26 protein-coding genes are annotated in these 14,459 nt (G+C 71.9%); 2 read left to right on the top strand and 24 right to left on the bottom strand.

The genetic code is table 11. From position 1 onward, the window contains the following. Nucleotides 1–9: 9 nt before the first annotated feature. Genes AB0O19_RS24770 through AB0O19_RS24715 form a run of 12 tightly spaced genes read right to left on the bottom strand, consistent with a single transcriptional unit; the run spans nt 10 to nt 8,636 of the window. Nucleotides 10–417: a hypothetical protein gene (locus AB0O19_RS24770; protein ID WP_363622419.1), complete on the bottom strand. Its 408-nt coding sequence runs from the start codon at nt 415–417 to the stop codon at nt 10–12. After that, nucleotides 414–794, bottom strand: coding sequence for a hypothetical protein (locus AB0O19_RS24765; RefSeq protein WP_363622418.1), 381 nt, complete (start codon nt 792–794; stop codon nt 414–416). Before AB0O19_RS24765 ends, AB0O19_RS24770 begins: the two co-directional genes overlap by 4 nt. After that, nucleotides 791–1,198, bottom strand: a complete 408-nt coding sequence (locus AB0O19_RS24760) for a DUF6093 family protein (protein WP_363622416.1) — start codon at nt 1,196–1,198, stop codon at nt 791–793. Before AB0O19_RS24760 ends, AB0O19_RS24765 begins: the two co-directional genes overlap by 4 nt. Continuing rightward, entirely contained in the window at nt 1,198–1,758 is a 561-nt protein-coding gene (locus AB0O19_RS24755) for a hypothetical protein (protein WP_363622414.1), read from the bottom strand. The genes AB0O19_RS24760 and AB0O19_RS24755 overlap by 1 nt, the downstream gene beginning before the upstream one ends. Nucleotides 1,759–1,767: 9 nt before the next feature. Then, on the bottom strand, nt 1,768–2,049 hold the full coding sequence (locus tag AB0O19_RS24750) for a hypothetical protein (RefSeq protein ID WP_363622412.1): 282 nt from the start codon (nt 2,047–2,049) through the stop codon (nt 1,768–1,770). Further along, nucleotides 2,049–2,426, bottom strand: a complete 378-nt coding sequence (locus AB0O19_RS24745; protein ID WP_363622410.1) for a hypothetical protein — start codon at nt 2,424–2,426, stop codon at nt 2,049–2,051. The genes AB0O19_RS24750 and AB0O19_RS24745 overlap by 1 nt, the downstream gene beginning before the upstream one ends. Nucleotides 2,427–2,440: 14 nt before the next feature. Further along, nucleotides 2,441–3,301, bottom strand: coding sequence for a P22 phage major capsid protein family protein (locus AB0O19_RS24740; protein ID WP_363622408.1), 861 nt, complete (start codon nt 3,299–3,301; stop codon nt 2,441–2,443). Between the two features lie 18 nt (nt 3,302–3,319). Then, the gene (locus tag AB0O19_RS24735) at nt 3,320–4,063 is read right to left on the bottom strand and encodes a hypothetical protein (RefSeq protein WP_363622406.1); all 744 of its coding nucleotides are present in this window, start codon (nt 4,061–4,063) and stop codon (nt 3,320–3,322) included. A 49-nt stretch (nt 4,064–4,112) separates the two neighbouring features. Beyond that, nucleotides 4,113–5,114 (bottom strand): hypothetical protein, encoded by a 1,002-nt coding sequence (locus AB0O19_RS24730; RefSeq protein ID WP_363622404.1) that lies wholly within the window; start codon nt 5,112–5,114, stop codon nt 4,113–4,115. 4 nt (nt 5,115–5,118) lie between these two features. Continuing rightward, nucleotides 5,119–6,597: a phage portal protein gene (locus AB0O19_RS24725; protein WP_363622402.1), complete on the bottom strand. Its 1,479-nt coding sequence runs from the start codon at nt 6,595–6,597 to the stop codon at nt 5,119–5,121. A gap of 13 nt (nt 6,598–6,610) precedes the next feature. After that, the gene (locus AB0O19_RS24720; protein WP_363622400.1) at nt 6,611–8,182 is read right to left on the bottom strand and encodes a hypothetical protein; all 1,572 of its coding nucleotides are present in this window, start codon (nt 8,180–8,182) and stop codon (nt 6,611–6,613) included. Continuing rightward, nucleotides 8,166–8,636 (bottom strand): hypothetical protein, encoded by a 471-nt coding sequence (locus AB0O19_RS24715; protein ID WP_363622398.1) that lies wholly within the window; start codon nt 8,634–8,636, stop codon nt 8,166–8,168. Before AB0O19_RS24715 ends, AB0O19_RS24720 begins: the two co-directional genes overlap by 17 nt. A 307-nt stretch (nt 8,637–8,943) precedes the next feature. Here AB0O19_RS24715 and AB0O19_RS24710 point away from each other — a divergent pair, with 307 nt between their 5' ends. Continuing rightward, the gene (locus tag AB0O19_RS24710; protein ID WP_363622396.1) at nt 8,944–9,261 is read left to right on the top strand and encodes a hypothetical protein; all 318 of its coding nucleotides are present in this window, start codon (nt 8,944–8,946) and stop codon (nt 9,259–9,261) included. Between the two features lie 51 nt (nt 9,262–9,312). Here the strand turns inward: AB0O19_RS24710 and AB0O19_RS24705 are convergent, their stop codons facing one another. Further along, a complete protein-coding gene (locus AB0O19_RS24705; protein WP_363622394.1) occupies nt 9,313–9,570 on the bottom strand; it encodes a hypothetical protein in 258 nt (85 codons plus the stop codon). Between AB0O19_RS24705 and AB0O19_RS24700 the strand changes: the two genes are divergently transcribed. Then, nucleotides 9,563–9,724 carry a hypothetical protein gene (locus tag AB0O19_RS24700; RefSeq protein WP_363622392.1) on the top strand — a complete coding sequence of 54 codons (162 nt, stop codon included), beginning with the start codon at nt 9,563–9,565 and terminating at the stop codon, nt 9,722–9,724. The genes AB0O19_RS24705 and AB0O19_RS24700 overlap by 8 nt on opposite strands. Nucleotides 9,725–9,892: 168 nt before the next feature. On the opposite strand, the gene AB0O19_RS24695 is transcribed toward AB0O19_RS24700, so the two are convergent. From AB0O19_RS24695 to AB0O19_RS24645, 11 genes are all read right to left on the bottom strand, one after another. Continuing rightward, nucleotides 9,893–10,324, bottom strand: a complete 432-nt coding sequence (locus AB0O19_RS24695; protein WP_363622390.1) for a DUF6221 family protein — start codon at nt 10,322–10,324, stop codon at nt 9,893–9,895. After that, nucleotides 10,321–10,902, bottom strand: a complete 582-nt coding sequence (locus AB0O19_RS24690; protein ID WP_363622388.1) for a hypothetical protein — start codon at nt 10,900–10,902, stop codon at nt 10,321–10,323. Before AB0O19_RS24690 ends, AB0O19_RS24695 begins: the two co-directional genes overlap by 4 nt. A gap of 67 nt (nt 10,903–10,969) precedes the next feature. Further along, the gene (locus AB0O19_RS24685; RefSeq protein ID WP_363622386.1) at nt 10,970–11,710 is read right to left on the bottom strand and encodes a hypothetical protein; all 741 of its coding nucleotides are present in this window, start codon (nt 11,708–11,710) and stop codon (nt 10,970–10,972) included. Between the two features lie 49 nt (nt 11,711–11,759). Beyond that, entirely contained in the window at nt 11,760–12,233 is a 474-nt protein-coding gene (locus AB0O19_RS24680; RefSeq protein ID WP_363622384.1) for a hypothetical protein, read from the bottom strand. After that, entirely contained in the window at nt 12,230–12,505 is a 276-nt protein-coding gene (locus AB0O19_RS24675; protein ID WP_363622383.1) for a helix-turn-helix transcriptional regulator, read from the bottom strand. Before AB0O19_RS24675 ends, AB0O19_RS24680 begins: the two co-directional genes overlap by 4 nt. Next, a complete protein-coding gene (locus AB0O19_RS24670; protein WP_363622381.1) occupies nt 12,502–12,687 on the bottom strand; it encodes a hypothetical protein in 186 nt (61 codons plus the stop codon). The genes AB0O19_RS24675 and AB0O19_RS24670 overlap by 4 nt, the downstream gene beginning before the upstream one ends. Beyond that, the gene (locus AB0O19_RS24665) at nt 12,684–12,959 is read right to left on the bottom strand and encodes a hypothetical protein (RefSeq protein ID WP_363622379.1); all 276 of its coding nucleotides are present in this window, start codon (nt 12,957–12,959) and stop codon (nt 12,684–12,686) included. Before AB0O19_RS24665 ends, AB0O19_RS24670 begins: the two co-directional genes overlap by 4 nt. Continuing rightward, a complete protein-coding gene (locus tag AB0O19_RS24660) occupies nt 12,956–13,159 on the bottom strand; it encodes a hypothetical protein (RefSeq protein WP_363622377.1) in 204 nt (67 codons plus the stop codon). The genes AB0O19_RS24665 and AB0O19_RS24660 overlap by 4 nt, the downstream gene beginning before the upstream one ends. Next, nucleotides 13,156–13,386, bottom strand: a complete 231-nt coding sequence (locus AB0O19_RS24655) for a hypothetical protein (protein ID WP_363622375.1) — start codon at nt 13,384–13,386, stop codon at nt 13,156–13,158. Before AB0O19_RS24655 ends, AB0O19_RS24660 begins: the two co-directional genes overlap by 4 nt. 61 nt (nt 13,387–13,447) lie before the next feature. After that, nucleotides 13,448–13,612: a hypothetical protein gene (locus AB0O19_RS24650; protein ID WP_363622373.1), complete on the bottom strand. Its 165-nt coding sequence runs from the start codon at nt 13,610–13,612 to the stop codon at nt 13,448–13,450. 135 nt (nt 13,613–13,747) lie between these two features. Beyond that, nucleotides 13,748–14,458 carry a hypothetical protein gene (locus AB0O19_RS24645; protein WP_363622371.1) on the bottom strand — a complete coding sequence of 237 codons (711 nt, stop codon included), beginning with the start codon at nt 14,456–14,458 and terminating at the stop codon, nt 13,748–13,750. Nucleotide 14,459: the final 1 nt, after the last annotated feature.

Genomic DNA, 14,459 nt, shown 5'->3' with positions numbered 1-14,459 from the left:
GGGCCCTCCTCATGCGGGGATTGATCGGATCCGGTACTGCACCGGGATGTAGTAGAGGGGCGGGGTGACGTCGTCGTCGCGCTGTAGGGGTGGGCCGCCGAGGTTCTCGGGGCGCCACGTCGCCCGGCCGTCCACGGTCAGGGCTGCGGACAGGGCTGCGCGGGCCCGGTCGGCGGTGCCGAGGGCACCATCGGGGGTGCTGGCCACGCAGGTGACCTGTAGGAGGGCCTCCAGGGTGGTGCGGTCGTCGGCCAGGGAGTCCGACAGCACCGTGCCCGCGCCCGGGTAGAGCACGACGTAGTTCTTGGGCAGCGCTGAGGGCCCCGCCGGGGCGCCGCCGAGGTAGACGGTCAACCCGGCCGCCTCGAGTGCGGCCTGGACGGCGGCCACGTGCGGCAGGGTGTCGGGTGTGGTCACAGCAGGCCCCCGCCGAACTGCTCGACGGCGGCCAGGAACCGCGGCTCTTCGGCGAGCAGTGCGCGGCCGCCGTCGTTGTGCGGCGGGTTGTGCGCCGACCCGAACTCCAGCAGGTTGCCCAACCCGCCCTGCGGGCCGCCCTTGTCCGGGCCAATCACCGCGCTCGTACCGACTGGGGTGGTCTCCAGGTCATAGCCGATCGAGGCAGGGTAGTGCGGCGCGTACCGGCCGCTGCTGGCCCGGGCGTTGGCCTGCCAGTCCCGCTTGATGTTCAGCGCGCCCTTGGATACGACGCCGCGGGCGCCGCGCTCCGCCTGCACACCGGCCCGGGCCAGGTCCGCGACCAGGGCCTCCAGGCCGCTGATGTCGATGCTCATGAACGGTCCTCCGTCTCCAGCCGCCAGGCCGTCGCCGTCGCGGACTCGCCCACCGAGGTGACCCACAGGGTCATGCCGGCCAGCCGCGGGTCCGGGGAGGCGTCCACCACCACCTGGTCGCCGGCCACCACCCGGGCCGCCGCGAGGGGCAGAGCCGACCAGGGCAGCGAGACTTGGTAGCGGCGCAGAACGACCTGCCGCTGCCCGGCCTGCACGCCCTGGTCCTGGACGACGTTGGGTTTGACCCGGGCTGGGCCCTGGTAGAGCGTGCGGGCGTCCGGCCGGGTGGTGGCGCCCGTGGCAGGGTCGTAGACGTCGGCACAGGGCCGCACCAGGCGGACCGTGTCCAGCATCAGGGCCTCGTGGGCGGCGCGGCCGGCGGCCAGGAGGGTGTCGAGGGGCATCAGCGGCTCCTCGTCATCCAGGCCTCCGGTGTGCCGAGGGCCGCCTCCAGAGCCTCCAGTTCGCCGGGGAGCAGGTCGCCGGCCGCGGTGATGGCTTCGGTGGCGAACGTTCGGCTGTAGTCGTCGATCTGCTCGGACCGGAGCAGTCCGTCGGCACCGGCCGGGGTGGCGCCGAACCGTGCGGCGACCGAGCAAGTCAGCTCGACGATGCCGTCCGGGACGGTGCTGTAGCCGCGGGTGTAGACCACGTCGGCCTGGTCGACGCCGTGGGGGATGGTGATGCGCTCGCCGTCCCAGCGCCACCACGGCACCGCGGTGGTGGCGCCCGTACCGTCGACCTCGAGGACTGACGACACGGCGGTGACCGGTGGCCCGGGCAGGGTCACGGTGCCGTCGTGGGCGGTCAGGCGCACGGTCGACGTGCCGGAGGTGATCGGCTGGCCGGCCGCCCGGCGGATGCGTGCCGACGCCCGGGCGAGGAGGGCGTCGGCGGTGGCCGCCGGGAGGCTGTAGCCGTAGGCGGTGGCGTCGGCCTGGGTGGCGAGCGGGGGCAGGCTCATGCTCGCCTCCTAGACGCCGTGGGCCTCGATCAGGTCGCTTTTGGTCATGGCCTCGGCGTCGGCCGGTTCGGCGCCGTTGGCGACCGCCCAGCCGACCCACTCCGCCTTGGGGGCGCCGGTCGACGGTGCCTGGCTCGGCAGGGACGGCACGTCGGCGATGTAGGGGCTGCCGTCCTCGTTGACGCGCCGCAGCTGGCCGGTGGTCATGCGGTGGGCGATCGCGTCGGGCAGGGGCACGTCCATGGCGATGACCACGCCGCCCTCGCCGAGGACGTGGATGGTGTCGGACATCAGGTGTTCCTCGGGACGCGAAGGGCGGTGATGGTGCCCGGGACGACCGCAGCGGCGACGTCGACCAGCATCGTCCCGTCCGCCTGCAGGAACCGGCCGGACTCGAACGGGCCGATCCACGAGGTCGTGTTGGCGGTGACGTTGACTACGAGGTCGCCCTGGCCGGAGGCGAGCGCGGGCGGGTAGGTGCCGGCCTTGACGGTGATGTTGCCGCCGGTCGCGCCGACCGCGACGCGCAGAACGGTCAGCTCCGGAACGGCCTTGGCGATGGTGTGGCCGTTGCCCGTGCCGGGGTTGAGGGGCACGGTGGTCAGGGAGGAGTCGGCGACGCCCGAGTTCGGGACGAAGGCGCTGTAGCCGACGGTGGTGCGGGCCATGGTCAGGTCTCCGATCAGGCCGGGTTGATGTAGGCGCAGGCGAGCGCCTCGGGGCGGACGAGCTTGGCGCCGTAGACAGCCAGGCCCTTGACGGCGTCGCTGAACCCGGCCTCGGGGCGGTAGGCCTCGGTCTGGCTGATCTGCTCGGCGAAGGTGATCGCGGAGTTGACGCCCGCGATGACGACCTGGGTGTCGCCGGAGGGGTTGGGGACGTTGTTCGACTCGTAGATGTCGAAGCCCGCGGCCCTGCCGACGAAGCCGTTGCGCAGGGCGTCCGTGGTGCCGGACTCGTTGGCGCGCACGAAGCGGTTGTCGCGCAGGAGAGAGCCCATCATCTCCGGGGAGACGACGACGAAGCGGCCGGCGGTCGGGACGTTGGCCTTCTTCAGGGCGGTCCGCAGCGGGACCAACACCTTGTCGTAGGCGTCGGTGACGGTGGTGTAGGTGTCGATCGGCGCCCCGGTGGAGCCGAGCTGGTTGGCGGCGACGATGCCGGTGTAGAACGAGGCGATGTACTGGTCGACCGTGTCGGCGAGCTTGTACGAGGCCCGGGACATGGCCTCGGTCATGACGTTGCCGGCGGCCTGGCGCTGGTCGACGTCGTCGACCTTGAACGCGAAGTACTTCGCCTGGTCGATGACCAGCGTCCGCTGGGCGTCGGTGAGTTCCTCCGGCACGATGGTCGTGCTGTTCGGCACGTAGGTGCCGATGGTCGGGTCGGAGATCGAGGTGATGCGGACGGTGTCGCCCGCGTTGGCGATCTCGCCCTCGTAGTCGCGGTTGATCATGCCGGGCCCGCCGTAGACGAGTTCCTTGCGCAGGGCGACCAGGAGCTTGGCGCTCCAGATCTCCGGCTTGAAACGGGTGATGGCCACTGCTGTGGGTCCTCTCGGTCAGGAGCCCAGGTAGTCGCGCAGCTGACCCTTGCGGTGAGCCTCGTCGATCTGCTCGGGCGTCATGGTCTTGACGTCGGCCTCGGTGTACTGGCGCGGTCCGGCGGGCGTCTTGCGCGCGCCGCCGTCCCCGGTGCCTTCGAACCGCGGCTTGGTACTGCCGGCCGTTGCGGCCAGGTAGGGCTTGGACTTCACGAGGTCGTCAATCGCTTCGGCGATCTCGTCTTCGTCGACCTGGCCGTCCTCGTCGACCTCGAACTTGGTGAGGTCGAGGAAGCGCAGGGCGTCGCGGGGGTCGGACAGCTTGCCGGCGGCGGCCGCGCGGACCTCGGAGCGCAGGATGCGCTCGTTGGCGCGGGCGGTGGCCGCGGTGGTGGCATCGCGGCGGATCTGGTCCTCGTCGGGGCCGCCGTCGCCCTTCTTCGCGGCGGCGAGCGCGGCCTCCAGGTCGGCGGCGCGCTTCTCGGCGGCCCTCCGGCGCTCGGCCTCGGCCTTGCGGCGGGCCTTCTCCGCCGTGAGGGCCCTCGTGCCGGCCTCTCCGAGTGGCTCGTCGTCCGGTTCGTCGTCCCCGTCGTCCGGGTTGCCGCCGTCCGGCTCGTCACCGGGCTCGTCGTCCCCGTCGCCGGGGGCACCGCCGAGGACCGGCCAGATCGGCTGGTCGCCGTCCTCGCCGGGACGCGGCTTGCGCCAGCCGACGGCGAGCAGGCCCGTACGGGCGTGGCGGGGGAGGGTGCGGTTGTTCATCGGGGCTCCTCTTGCAGGAGTCGGGGCTGCCGTTGCGGCGGCCGGGAGTTCAGACGATGTAGCCGTGCCGGAACAGCAGTTGGATCGCCTCGTCGCGGGTGCTTGCGAGCCGGTAGATCGCTTCCGGGGTCAGTCGGCGCACCTGCGGCCCGCGGGCCCCGGCTTCGCGCAGTCGGCGACCGGCCAGGCTGCGGCGCGAGGTGCCGAACGAGGTCGTGGAGACCCGGGTCGTGCCGGTGTGGGCGAGGCGCCCGCGGTGGGTGACGCCGTCCTGCGTCCAGGACCCGACGGTGGACACGCCGCGGCGGGCGGTGACCACCTGACCGATGTCGGCGCCCTCACGGATGGCCTGCGCTCCGTGGACGGTGAAGGCCTTGTCCTGCTGGGCCCGGGTAAGGGAGTTGAAGTAGGCCCGCGGGTCCAGCGTCGCCGCTGCGTGCCGGCCGCGGCCGGCGATCGGGACGTGCGTGCAGTGGCAGTGCGGGTGCCTCTGGAAGCCGGCGTTGTAGGCGTACCGGGTGCCCGCGAGGAGTGCGCACCGCCCGCACGCGCCGCCGGAGACGGTGCGGATGTAGCCGGTCAGGGCCCGGTTCGCGGTGATGCCGACACTGTCAGCGGCCCGGCCGGCGTCGGCGACCTCGGTGTCCACGAGCATGCGGAGCTTGCGCTCCCCGACGCCCAGGGCCTCGGTGGTGCTCGCGCCGGAGGTGATGGCCTCCTTGGTGTCGATCACCGGTAGGTAGAGCAGGCTGGCCAGGTCGCGGCCGTCCGAGGCGTGCCTGGAGAACGCCGAGGCGGCGATCGTCCCGGCCGGCTCGGGCTGGGCGCCCTGCAGCGTGGTCGCGCGGTCCGTGTAGGCCTGGGCGGCAGCGGCGGCGGCAGTCTGGCCGGCCGAGACCACGGCCAGGAGGCGGGGCGACAGCTGGGACCACGATGCGGTGAGGTCGCGGATGTCGATCTGGCGCCACTCGCGTACCGCCCCGAGGACCGTGGCGGCGGCCGCCCGGCGGCGGGCGACGAGGTGCCGCTCGGCGAGGTCGGCGAGGTCCACCCGCTCAGCCCGTCGGGGCGGGCTCGGCGAGCGGCCCGGGCGGGGCAGCTGGCTGTGCGCCCTGGGCCTGCTGGGCGCTGTTCATCAGCGCCGAGACCGGGTCCAGGGCGGCCTCCTGCTCGCGCATGGCCATCAGGTCGGCGACCTCGGTCGGGGTGAGGCCGTACCGGAGCGCGAGGTACTCGAAGGGGAAGCCGATCTGCTTCAGCTTCAGCAGGCTGTCGGTGAGCTGGGCCATCGACCGGGACTCGGCGTCCGCCCACATCACCGTGCCGCCGGCCAGCGCGCGGGCCTTGCCGTCCTCGCCGCGCGCGAGGGCGATGAGCTGGAACAGCTCGCGCAGAGCCTGCCCGTACCAGAGCTGTTTCTGCTGCACCTTCTTGACCTGGCCGGTCTCGGCGGCGATCAGCGCGTCACCGGACAGGTTGGCCATCTTGCCGATGAGGTAGTGCTGGGGGGTGCGGGTCTGGGCGGCGATGTGGCCTACCGCGACCTCGATCACCTTGGTGTAGGCCTCCAGGTTGGCGGCTGGCCACGAGCCGATGCTGGCCTTGTCGGAGCTGAGCCAGAGCACGCGGTCGACGGCGAACTTCTCCAGCGGCACCGGCTTGGAGCCGATCACCTGCCCGTTGGCGTCCAGGATCGGGGTCTTCGGCGGCTCGGCGCCCAGGACGACGCGCTGCGGGAAGCTCGCGAAGTCGGAGGCGGTGAACAGCTGGCTCCACAGCAGGTTCACGGCGTCCTGCATCGCGATGACGCCGGACACGTCCGAGATCGGGTCGTCCGCCAGGAGCGGCCGGTTCGGCAGCTCCACCATCGGCACCATGCCCAGCGGGTTCAGCTGCGGGTTCGGCTCCTCGCCCATCTCCCGTGGCGCCCAGTCGCGTTCCAGCTCGTCGGCCTGCGCGAGCAGCGGCGACTTGCGGGGCTCCGCGCCGACCGGCCGCTGAAGCTTCCACACCTCGTCCTTGAGGTAGAGGGTGGCGAACTCGCGGTTGCCGTCCTGCCACGTCTTCAGGGCGGCCCGGCGGCAACGGCGGCTGCCCGGTTCGTACTGGACGATGGCCTGCCGGGCGTCCTCGAAGGTGACCCGCGGGGTCTCCTCGTCGTCGGGGTCGCCCCACACCAGGGCGAACGCCCGCGCGCCCAGGCCTGCGCCGAGGAACCCGAGCTGGCTGTCGGCGTCGAGGCCGTTTCGCTGCCACACCTCCCATAGGTCCCGGTCGGCCGTGATCTCGCCGGCAGCCTTCACCCCGGTGACCGCGAGACGCTCGACCGGGCTTTCGGAGACCGGAGCCACCCAGTTGTCCGAGAACCCGCGGTACTGCTTCTCGAAGTACTGCCGGTACTGCTCGGAGGCGAACCTCAGCGGCACCTTGCCCATGTAGTAGTGCGTCGCCGTGCGGACGGCGCCCGAGCGGGACTGCAGCTCGGACATCAGCACGTCCGCCAGCCGCCCGGCCTGTTCCAGCGTCAGCCCCACCGGGCACCTCCCCTCACGCGGTCCAAACCCACGACTCGGTCTCGCGGGCCAGGCCCGCCTTGATGGCGTCGCCAGCTGCCTCGTGAGCGAGGATGCTCACCACGGCAAGGTCGATCTTCTGGGCCGGGCTGGCCTTCTTGAGGACGTATCGGTCGGCCGGCCGCGCTGCCTTGCGGGCGTTCGCGACGTGCGCGCCCGCGGTCGGGCAGCCGTCGTGCCGAAAGGCGCTGTCCTTCTTCATGACGTCCGTGCGCAGGCGCTCCGCCGCGGCGTGCATCTGCACGGCCCGCTGGGTGTACCAGCGGACCACGACCTTCTCCCCGTACCGGTCCGCCCACGTGTCGACCTCGGTCTCCCAGTACGGCGGGTCGCAGTACATGCGGACGACCCGGTAGCGGCGCATCAAGTCCTGCACCGCGGCGTCGACCTCCAGGCGCGGCACCTGGCCGCCGTGCTCCGCCGGGTCCCAGATCGTCGGGAGGCGGTCCGGCCCGAACGTCGGGGTGAATTGGAAGCCGTCGAGCGTCTCAGCCCGAATGCCGCTCCAGTCGTCCACATCCGAGCCGTCGAAACCCAGCACGACCGGGGTGCCGTCGGCCGGGACCGGCCGGGCGTCGGCCCGGGCGTCCCACAGGTGCCGGTCGAGGTAGCCGGCGGTGCCAGCGACGATCCGGTTCAGGTAGAAGCGTTCGGCCTGCGCCGGGTCGCGTTCGGCGATCTCGACGAGTTCGCCGTCGATCCGGTCGATGTCCACCCAGCCGCCCGCGCCAACCGCCGAGCCGCCGTAGGCGACCCGCAGGGCTCGGTGCCGCTCCCGCTTGTTCGCCAGCGACGCTGGCGGCGGGATCCGGTGGTCGCGGTGCACGTCCGTGACTCGGGCCTCGGCTGTGCGCTGGGCCACCGACTGCTCGGACGGGTCCCACGCGTTGGTGGTCTCCACCGCCCGGCCGCCGGTGCCGGACAGGTTGCGGCGCTGGGTCTCCGCGAGCCGCCAGCCGCCGTTGGCCTCCAGCCACGAGTGCGTCTCGTCCTGCACGGCGAAGGTGATGCGCTGGCCCAGGCGGGCCCGGCCCGAGCTGGTGACCGGTTCGATCCGGCCGCCGCCCGGCACGTTGATGCGGGTTTCGCCGGTGTCCGGGATCCAGTCGGCCAGCGGCCCCTCGTCGATCATCGGGACGAGCACCCGGTACACGTTGTCGGTCTGGTCCTCGGAGGTCGCGGCAATCTGGATCCAGGGCGTCTCCCACGGCCGGCCGACCGGCTCGCCCGCGGCGTCCCAACCGGCGAAGCGGACCGGGCCGACCGCCTCGGCGCAGATCAGGGAGGCACTGAACGGGCCCTTGCCCCACTTCTGAGGCCTCACCAACTGCGAGCGCCGGTAGGCCCAAGCGGATGCCCACCGGTCGGCCGTGGCCTCCGGCCGCAGACGGTAGTGCCAGGCCAGGAGCTGCCACATCTCGTCGGTCAGCAGGTACGGCTCGCCGATCCGGTCGCCGTCGGGGATGACGCAGTGAGCCTCGATCCACTCGCCGACCGTCCAGCCCAACGTGGGGAACTCGCCCGGGTACTCAGGCCCCCGCCACACCGGGGTCAACCACTCGCAGGCGCTGGCGGGCGCTGGCGGGCGCTCGCCGAGCCGCGCGGTCCTGGCGCTGTTCGGCCACCTCGTCCGGGGCGATCTCCCAGCGCAGCCGGAGCATCGCCTGGGGGTTGAGGCCCAGCCGGTCCTCCAACTGCCTTGCTTCGGTTGCGGCCTTGGTGTTGCCGTTCTCGGCGAGGACGGAGAAGCGGACGAATCGGGCCGCCGCCAACGTGGCGTGCGTGCGCTCCCACATCACGGCCTGCGGAGTGGTCCACAGGTCGGCCCACAGGTCCAGTTCGCGTTCGCGCAGGGCGCCAAGGTCTTCGTCCTGGTTGATGAGCGGGGGCAGCGGGAAGCAGGGAGCCTTGCCCTGCCGACCCGCGGCGGGCAGCTGGGTCATGGCCACCGCGGCGTTGCGGCGCCGCCGTTCGGGCGCCGGCTTCGGGACCGGTCCCATTCCTCCCATGGTGATCACTCTCCAGCGCCGTTGCGGCACGTCACGGCCGGGCCGTTGCGGCTCGAACCTGGGGTCACTCTGGGTTACAGGTGTGGGGCCCCGAGGGACACCAGACCCGTACAGATTGCGAGCTGCCTCCCCCGCGGGTCCCTGGCAGATAGCCAGAGGGGGTCACCCCCCTGGGTACCGTCACCTTGGGTGACTGGCATGGGAAGCGGCTGGCGGCTGGCGGCTACTGGCTGTTCCAGCCTCCTGGCTGGTGCCTGGCTGTCTCCTTGCTGTGGCAGCTATGGCATAGACCTCGACCGTGTCTCGGGTCGTCTGGGTCGTGGCCGGCGGCGGCCAGCTCGCGGCGGGACAGCGGCCAGTGGTCGGCGTGCTGGCTTGGCTGGCCGCAGGGCTGCCCGTGGCCGTGGGCTTGGTCGGTGCACACGCACTGCGGGTCGCGCCGGAGGACACCGGGGCGGAAGCGGGTACGGTGCTGCTGGCCGTAGCCGCGCTGGGTCCGGGTGCCACGGGCGCGGTCGGCCTGGGCCTGGTGAGTGGGGCAGCGGCCGCCGGTGGTGAGGTCGGGGCAGCCGGCGACGGTGCAAACGGTGAGTACGCGACGTCTGGCCACGGTTGATCACCTGCCCTACGCTGAGCGGCCTCACTGGGGAGGTGCGGTTGTGGCAGGTCAGAAGAGTTGGCCGCGGGGGCAGTGGATCGCGGCGGGGGTGGTGACGGCCGCGATCTTCGGGTTTGCATGGTTGGTCACGGATGACGACCCCGCCCCGGCCAGCAAGTCGAGCACGACGCGGGTGTCAGCTGGTGGTGCCGGAGTTGGTGTCAGCAGCGACGCCAGCGGCAGGGCGGTGTCGAGGTTGACGGTGTCGCCTTGGCCATTCACGGTGGAGTCCGGGACGTTGCGGTGCCGGCCGGGGCGGATGGTCACCTTCGAAGCGGGTGGCGTCGAGTACGGCGTGAACGGCACGGCCCAGGCCAAGTACCCGAAGCCGGCGCCCATCTGGGCTGATGACCTGCAGCTCGGGAACGGATTGAAGGTGGACGTCAGTGCGGTGCTGTCCGCCGGTCAAGCGCTGTGCTGAATCGGCCCGCCGTGGGGAAGTTGGCGGGCTGCCGGTCTTGGATGCGGCGAGAGCCCCGCGGCGTTGGCTCGCGGGGCTCTCGGGAAGAAAAACGAGGGGCTGTCAGCGGTTTGTGGTGTCCGGGCACGCCGAACGTGGGGCAATTGTGGATCACTGGGTGGGTGCGCGTCAAGCGGTGACGTCGGGTGCCCATGCGGGCCGGTAGTCGGGGTGGTCGGCGTACGGCAGGGCGAGCAGGCGGAGCGTCGCGCAGGGGTAGGCGTGTTCGGGGAACTGGGGAGGCTCGCAGGATCGGCAGGCGGTAGTGGTGTCGAAGCACCGGGCGCCCGCCCCTCCTCGCAGCGTGAGGGGGCCATGCAGGTCCAGCAGGCGCCGCTTGGCGTCGACCTCGGCCATCACCCGCGCCGGATCGTGGCGAGCAATGTGACTGGCCACGTTTCGATCATCCGTGCCGATGGTCTCGGTTCCGATCTCAATCGTTGCCGATGCCACAAGCGTCCAGTCCAGGCGGTTGCCGGATCCCGCCCAGAGTACGGCGAGGGCCTCTCGCTCGTCCTCGTCGAGACGGGCGCGGATGAACGCGATCAGGTCGGTGTTCATGCGCTCATCCTCTCGCGGATCGGCTTGCAAATCTGGGTGATCCGGCTGGGGTCGGTGCCGACGATGGTGGCAAGTTGGCTGCGGTCGACCTGTCCGGCTCGGAGCCGGCGGATCAGGGTGTCTCGCTCGCGGACCGCGTTCTCGCCGTCGGCGACTCGCTGAACGGCCCGGGCGAGGTGCGTGAGTGCGCTCACGCCGAGGGAGCTGTCATTGTCGGGAATGGGCTGCCAGTCGGTGAGGGTGCTCACGGCCTGGGCCCGGTGGCGCTGGGCGTCGACGTCGCCGAGGAGGCAGTCAGGGACCGCGCTGAGGACGATCCGGGTGGGTCCGGGCTGCGGGGTGATGACGTCCGTGAGCGCGGTCCGGCCGTCAGTGAGGATGCTCACGCGGCCGGTGGCGTAGGTGTAGTGGGGCGCGTCGGTGGCGCCGCCGGGGGCGCTGACCTCGACGGTGACGTGCTGGGTGCCGTCGGCCGTGGTGGTGATGTCCCAGATGGTGGCGTATCCGTGGACGGCCCAGGGGCCGGCGATTCCGTGGAGTTCGGCAGCGTGCCAGGCGCCGATGGTGAGGGTGTTCACGTGGTGTTCTCCGGGTGGGTGAGGGCGCTCACGAGCGGGTGGTGAGCGCCCTCACAAACGGGCGGGTTCAGGCGACGTTGAGGCCGCGCAGGAGGTTGGCGCCGGTCCAGGACGCGCCGCACTCGCCCTGACACCAGATCGTGAAGTCGCCGTCGGTCCGGGTGTAGGTCAGGCCGCCTTCGCAGGCTCGGCAGGTCTGGCCGAGCGGGGTGGGGTCGGTGTCGGCCTCGGGTTCACCAAGTGCGCGGTCGATGCGGCGCCGGGCGGCGGCGGCGACCTGGCCGATCCGAGCGTGCTGGTTGTCGGAGAGCGGCCGGAACGGGCCGTCGGTGGCCTCGATGCGGTCGGCGAGCCAGCGGGCCGCGAGGGCACCGTTCCGGACGGCCATGTTGAACTTCCAGCGGCGGGGGTCGGCGGCGTCGCGGGCGCTCATCATGGCGACCGAGCGGGCGATCTCGTCGGCCGGGCTGGCGGAGCGGGCGGTGAACGCGGGCCGCTGGATGCTGCCCGCAATCTCGTCGGCCAGCGCGAGGAGTTCGCCCTCCAGCTCGGTGATCGTGTCCAAGATCGGGACCCGGAGCGGCGCCGGCCGGACGCCGGGGGCGAGGGCGGTCCGCTCGGCGCGCTCGGCCGCGGCCTGCTGGTCGACAACCTCGATCCCGTCGAGGGCGTCGTCGAGGTCCCGCTGGTGGTCGGACATCCGGCCCGCCGGCGGCCACGTGCGCGGCGTCTGGGCCTCCAGCAGCTCGCGCAGGTCGGTCCAGCGGTCGGCAATGTGGGTGAGGTCGGTGTGGGCGGTGCTGGTCATGGGTGGCTCCAGGTACGTCAGGCGGGCTGGTGATGGGCGCCAGAGGGGATCAGGCGTGCGCGGACGAGGTCGGAACCGGTCGCCCGGCGGCGCGGGCCTTGAGGAGTTCGTCGCGCTGGCTCTGGATGACCTGCTCGTAGTCGGCGGCGCGGGCTTCAGCCTTTCCACCTTGGTCGTCTCCCCGCAGCTCGGTGAAGGTGAGGCCGCGGATGGTGGCGTACTTCTCCGTCGTGGTGTGGCCGTCCCACTGGGCGCGCGGGTCGGTCGGGTCGACGTGTTCGACGTGGGTGTAGAGGTCGGCGTCACGGGGGTGGATGTGCCAGGACAGCTGCTGGCCGCCGACGGTGACGTACAGGAGCTGCCAGCCGGGCTCGTCGATGTCGGTGGCAGGCGCAATGACGGCGGGGTGGATGGTGGCGAGCCACGCGGTGAGGTGGGCGCGTTCACGGTAGGCGCCGTCGCGGTCGGCCTCGGCGGTACGCAGTTGAGCAGCGAGTTGCTGCTCGCGGGCGCTGGGGATCATGTGACGCTCCTGGTGGCGATGGGGTGGACGACGGTGATCTCGCTGGGGTCGAGTTGCTCGGTGGCGATGCCGAGGGCGACGGCGTGGGCCCGGTCGACGGCGCCGAGCTTGCGGTAGATGCGGTAGATGTGCGTGTTGACGGTGTTCCGGGAGACGTACAGGTGGCGTGCGGCCTGGTCGGTGGTTCGGCCGTTGGCGAGGAGTCGGAGGACTCGCAGTTCGGAGCGGGTGAGCGGGGTGCCAGGGAGGGTGGTGATGGCGGTGTCGGTCATCGTTGGCGTTCCCACTGGAGTTCGAGGACGGCGATCTGGGTGTCGACGTACTGCTCGGTGAGGGGTGGTGGCACGTAGATGCGGACGTGGGCGCTGGTGGGGTGGTGGCTGATGCGGTGGATCCACCAGAGGCCGACGGTGGCGGCGGGTCCGCAGGTGGCGAGGACGGTCCAAGGGGTCATTCGGCGCCGCCTTCGACGTCCCTGTAGAGCGCGTAGCCGCTACGACGGGGCCGTCCGTCGCGGGTGGTCGGGCTGTCGTGGAGCTGGGTGAGCTTGACGTTCCGGGGCCGCACTTCCCGGCCGGTGGTGGTGAGGGTGACGACGCTGGCTGTGCCCTGTCCCCAGCAGCCGGCACCGTACGGGATGACGCCTTTGATGAGGATGCGAGTGGGTCGGTCGGCGGGGTGGTGGCGGCCACTGAGGGACTGGTAGATCTGGCCGGGCTTGATCATTTCTGGTCTCCGTTCGGTTCGGGCTGGTTGTCGCGGCCGTGGGGGTGGAGGGCGATGAGGGTGGCCGCCTGGCCGGCGCCGGCCACGAGGCGGATGTACTCGCGCTCGGTCGCGGCGGTGACGGTGACGCCGCAGCAGCCGCAGGTGAACTCGGCGCGGTCCCAGCCCTGCTGGCTGGCGGGCGGCGGGGTGCCGGTCACCGGATGCCCACCACCATCGCGGCGGTCTGCTCGATGACGTCGTTGATGTGGTGGTCGATGTCGTCGCCGGGCTGGTTGATCTTGCTGCCTCGGATGCGGCGGGCCGCCTTGGCGAGGAGCGCGGTGCGGTAGTCGTCGACCAGCCGCTCGACGCGGGCCCGGGCGTCGGCGTACTCGGGGCTGGCGGGGTCCTCCCCGGCGAGGAGGGTGGTGCGGGCGTTGGTCATGGTGGGTTCTCCGTGGTGGGTGTGTGTGGCGGCCGGTGGGTGTCGGCCGCCAGGGGGGTTGTCAGGTGGTGGCGGTGTTGAAGGCGGTGTCCTGTTCGGCGAGGATCTCGGCGCGGTAGATGTCGAGGAGTCGCGTGGCCTCGTGCTCGGGAAGGCCTAGTACGTCGGCGTCCCACTCGGTGGGGTCGCAGAGGGCGGTGAGGAGCTGTTCGCGGGTGGTGGGCATGACGGTGGCTCCTGTGGTTGGTGTGACGGCCCGCCTGGGGCCTTCGGGAGTTCGGGTGGCACCCTGGGCCGGCGCGGCCGTTGGTGGTCCGGTCCTGGCCGCGCACGGGGCCGTCAGGTCGTGGCTGTGGGGCTGTCAGGCGGGCTGTGTGGCGCCGCTGGGAGCGGCCTGGGAGGCGGCGAAGCGCTCGCGGAGGTCGGCGCCGTTCTGGAGGAAGACGAGGACCATCTCCGCGTCCGCGTCCTTGCCGTGTCCCAGGATCAGCTCGGAGACGTGGTCGGCGGCCTGGCGGTAGCCGGCAGCCTTGGCGGTGGCCAGTTCGACCTCCAACGCCCGGATGCGTTCGTCCTGGGTGCGGGCGTGCTCGAAGACGCGGTCTCGGTCCTGCTCGACGCTGGTGACGGTGCGGCGCCAGGTGGCGTTCTCGTCGTGGAGGAGGCTGGCGCGGCGGCGGGCGGAGTGCCAGGCGGTGCGGTAGCGGTCGCGCTCGGCCTCCAGTTCCCGGACCCGGGCGAGCAGAGCGGGCACGTCCTGCCGGGCAGCAGCGATGAACTCGGCGTCCGGGTGCTCGATTCCGACGATGTCCTTGCGGTAGATGTCCTTCGACCAGGCTGCGACCTCGTAGGTGACCATCTCGTTGGCGGGGTACATGAGGTGGTCGCGGGCAAAGCGGGGCTGGGCGCCCTGCATGCCCCAGCGTTCGAAGTCCATGACGGTCAGGCCGCCGTGGTGAGGGGTCTGGAGGCGAAGGTGGCGGCTCTCGGTGTTGCCACGCCATCGCCACGGTCCAGGGGTGGCCGCGTCGAGCCGGGCCTGGATGGCGTCGAGGCCGAGGGGCTCGGTCATG

The organism is Kitasatospora sp. NPDC091276 (genome assembly GCF_040684355.1).
Lineage (GTDB): Bacteria > Actinomycetota > Actinomycetes > Streptomycetales > Streptomycetaceae > Kitasatospora.
Note: the sequence above shows the minus strand (reverse complement) of the source record. Positions and strands in the feature narration are given on the sequence as shown.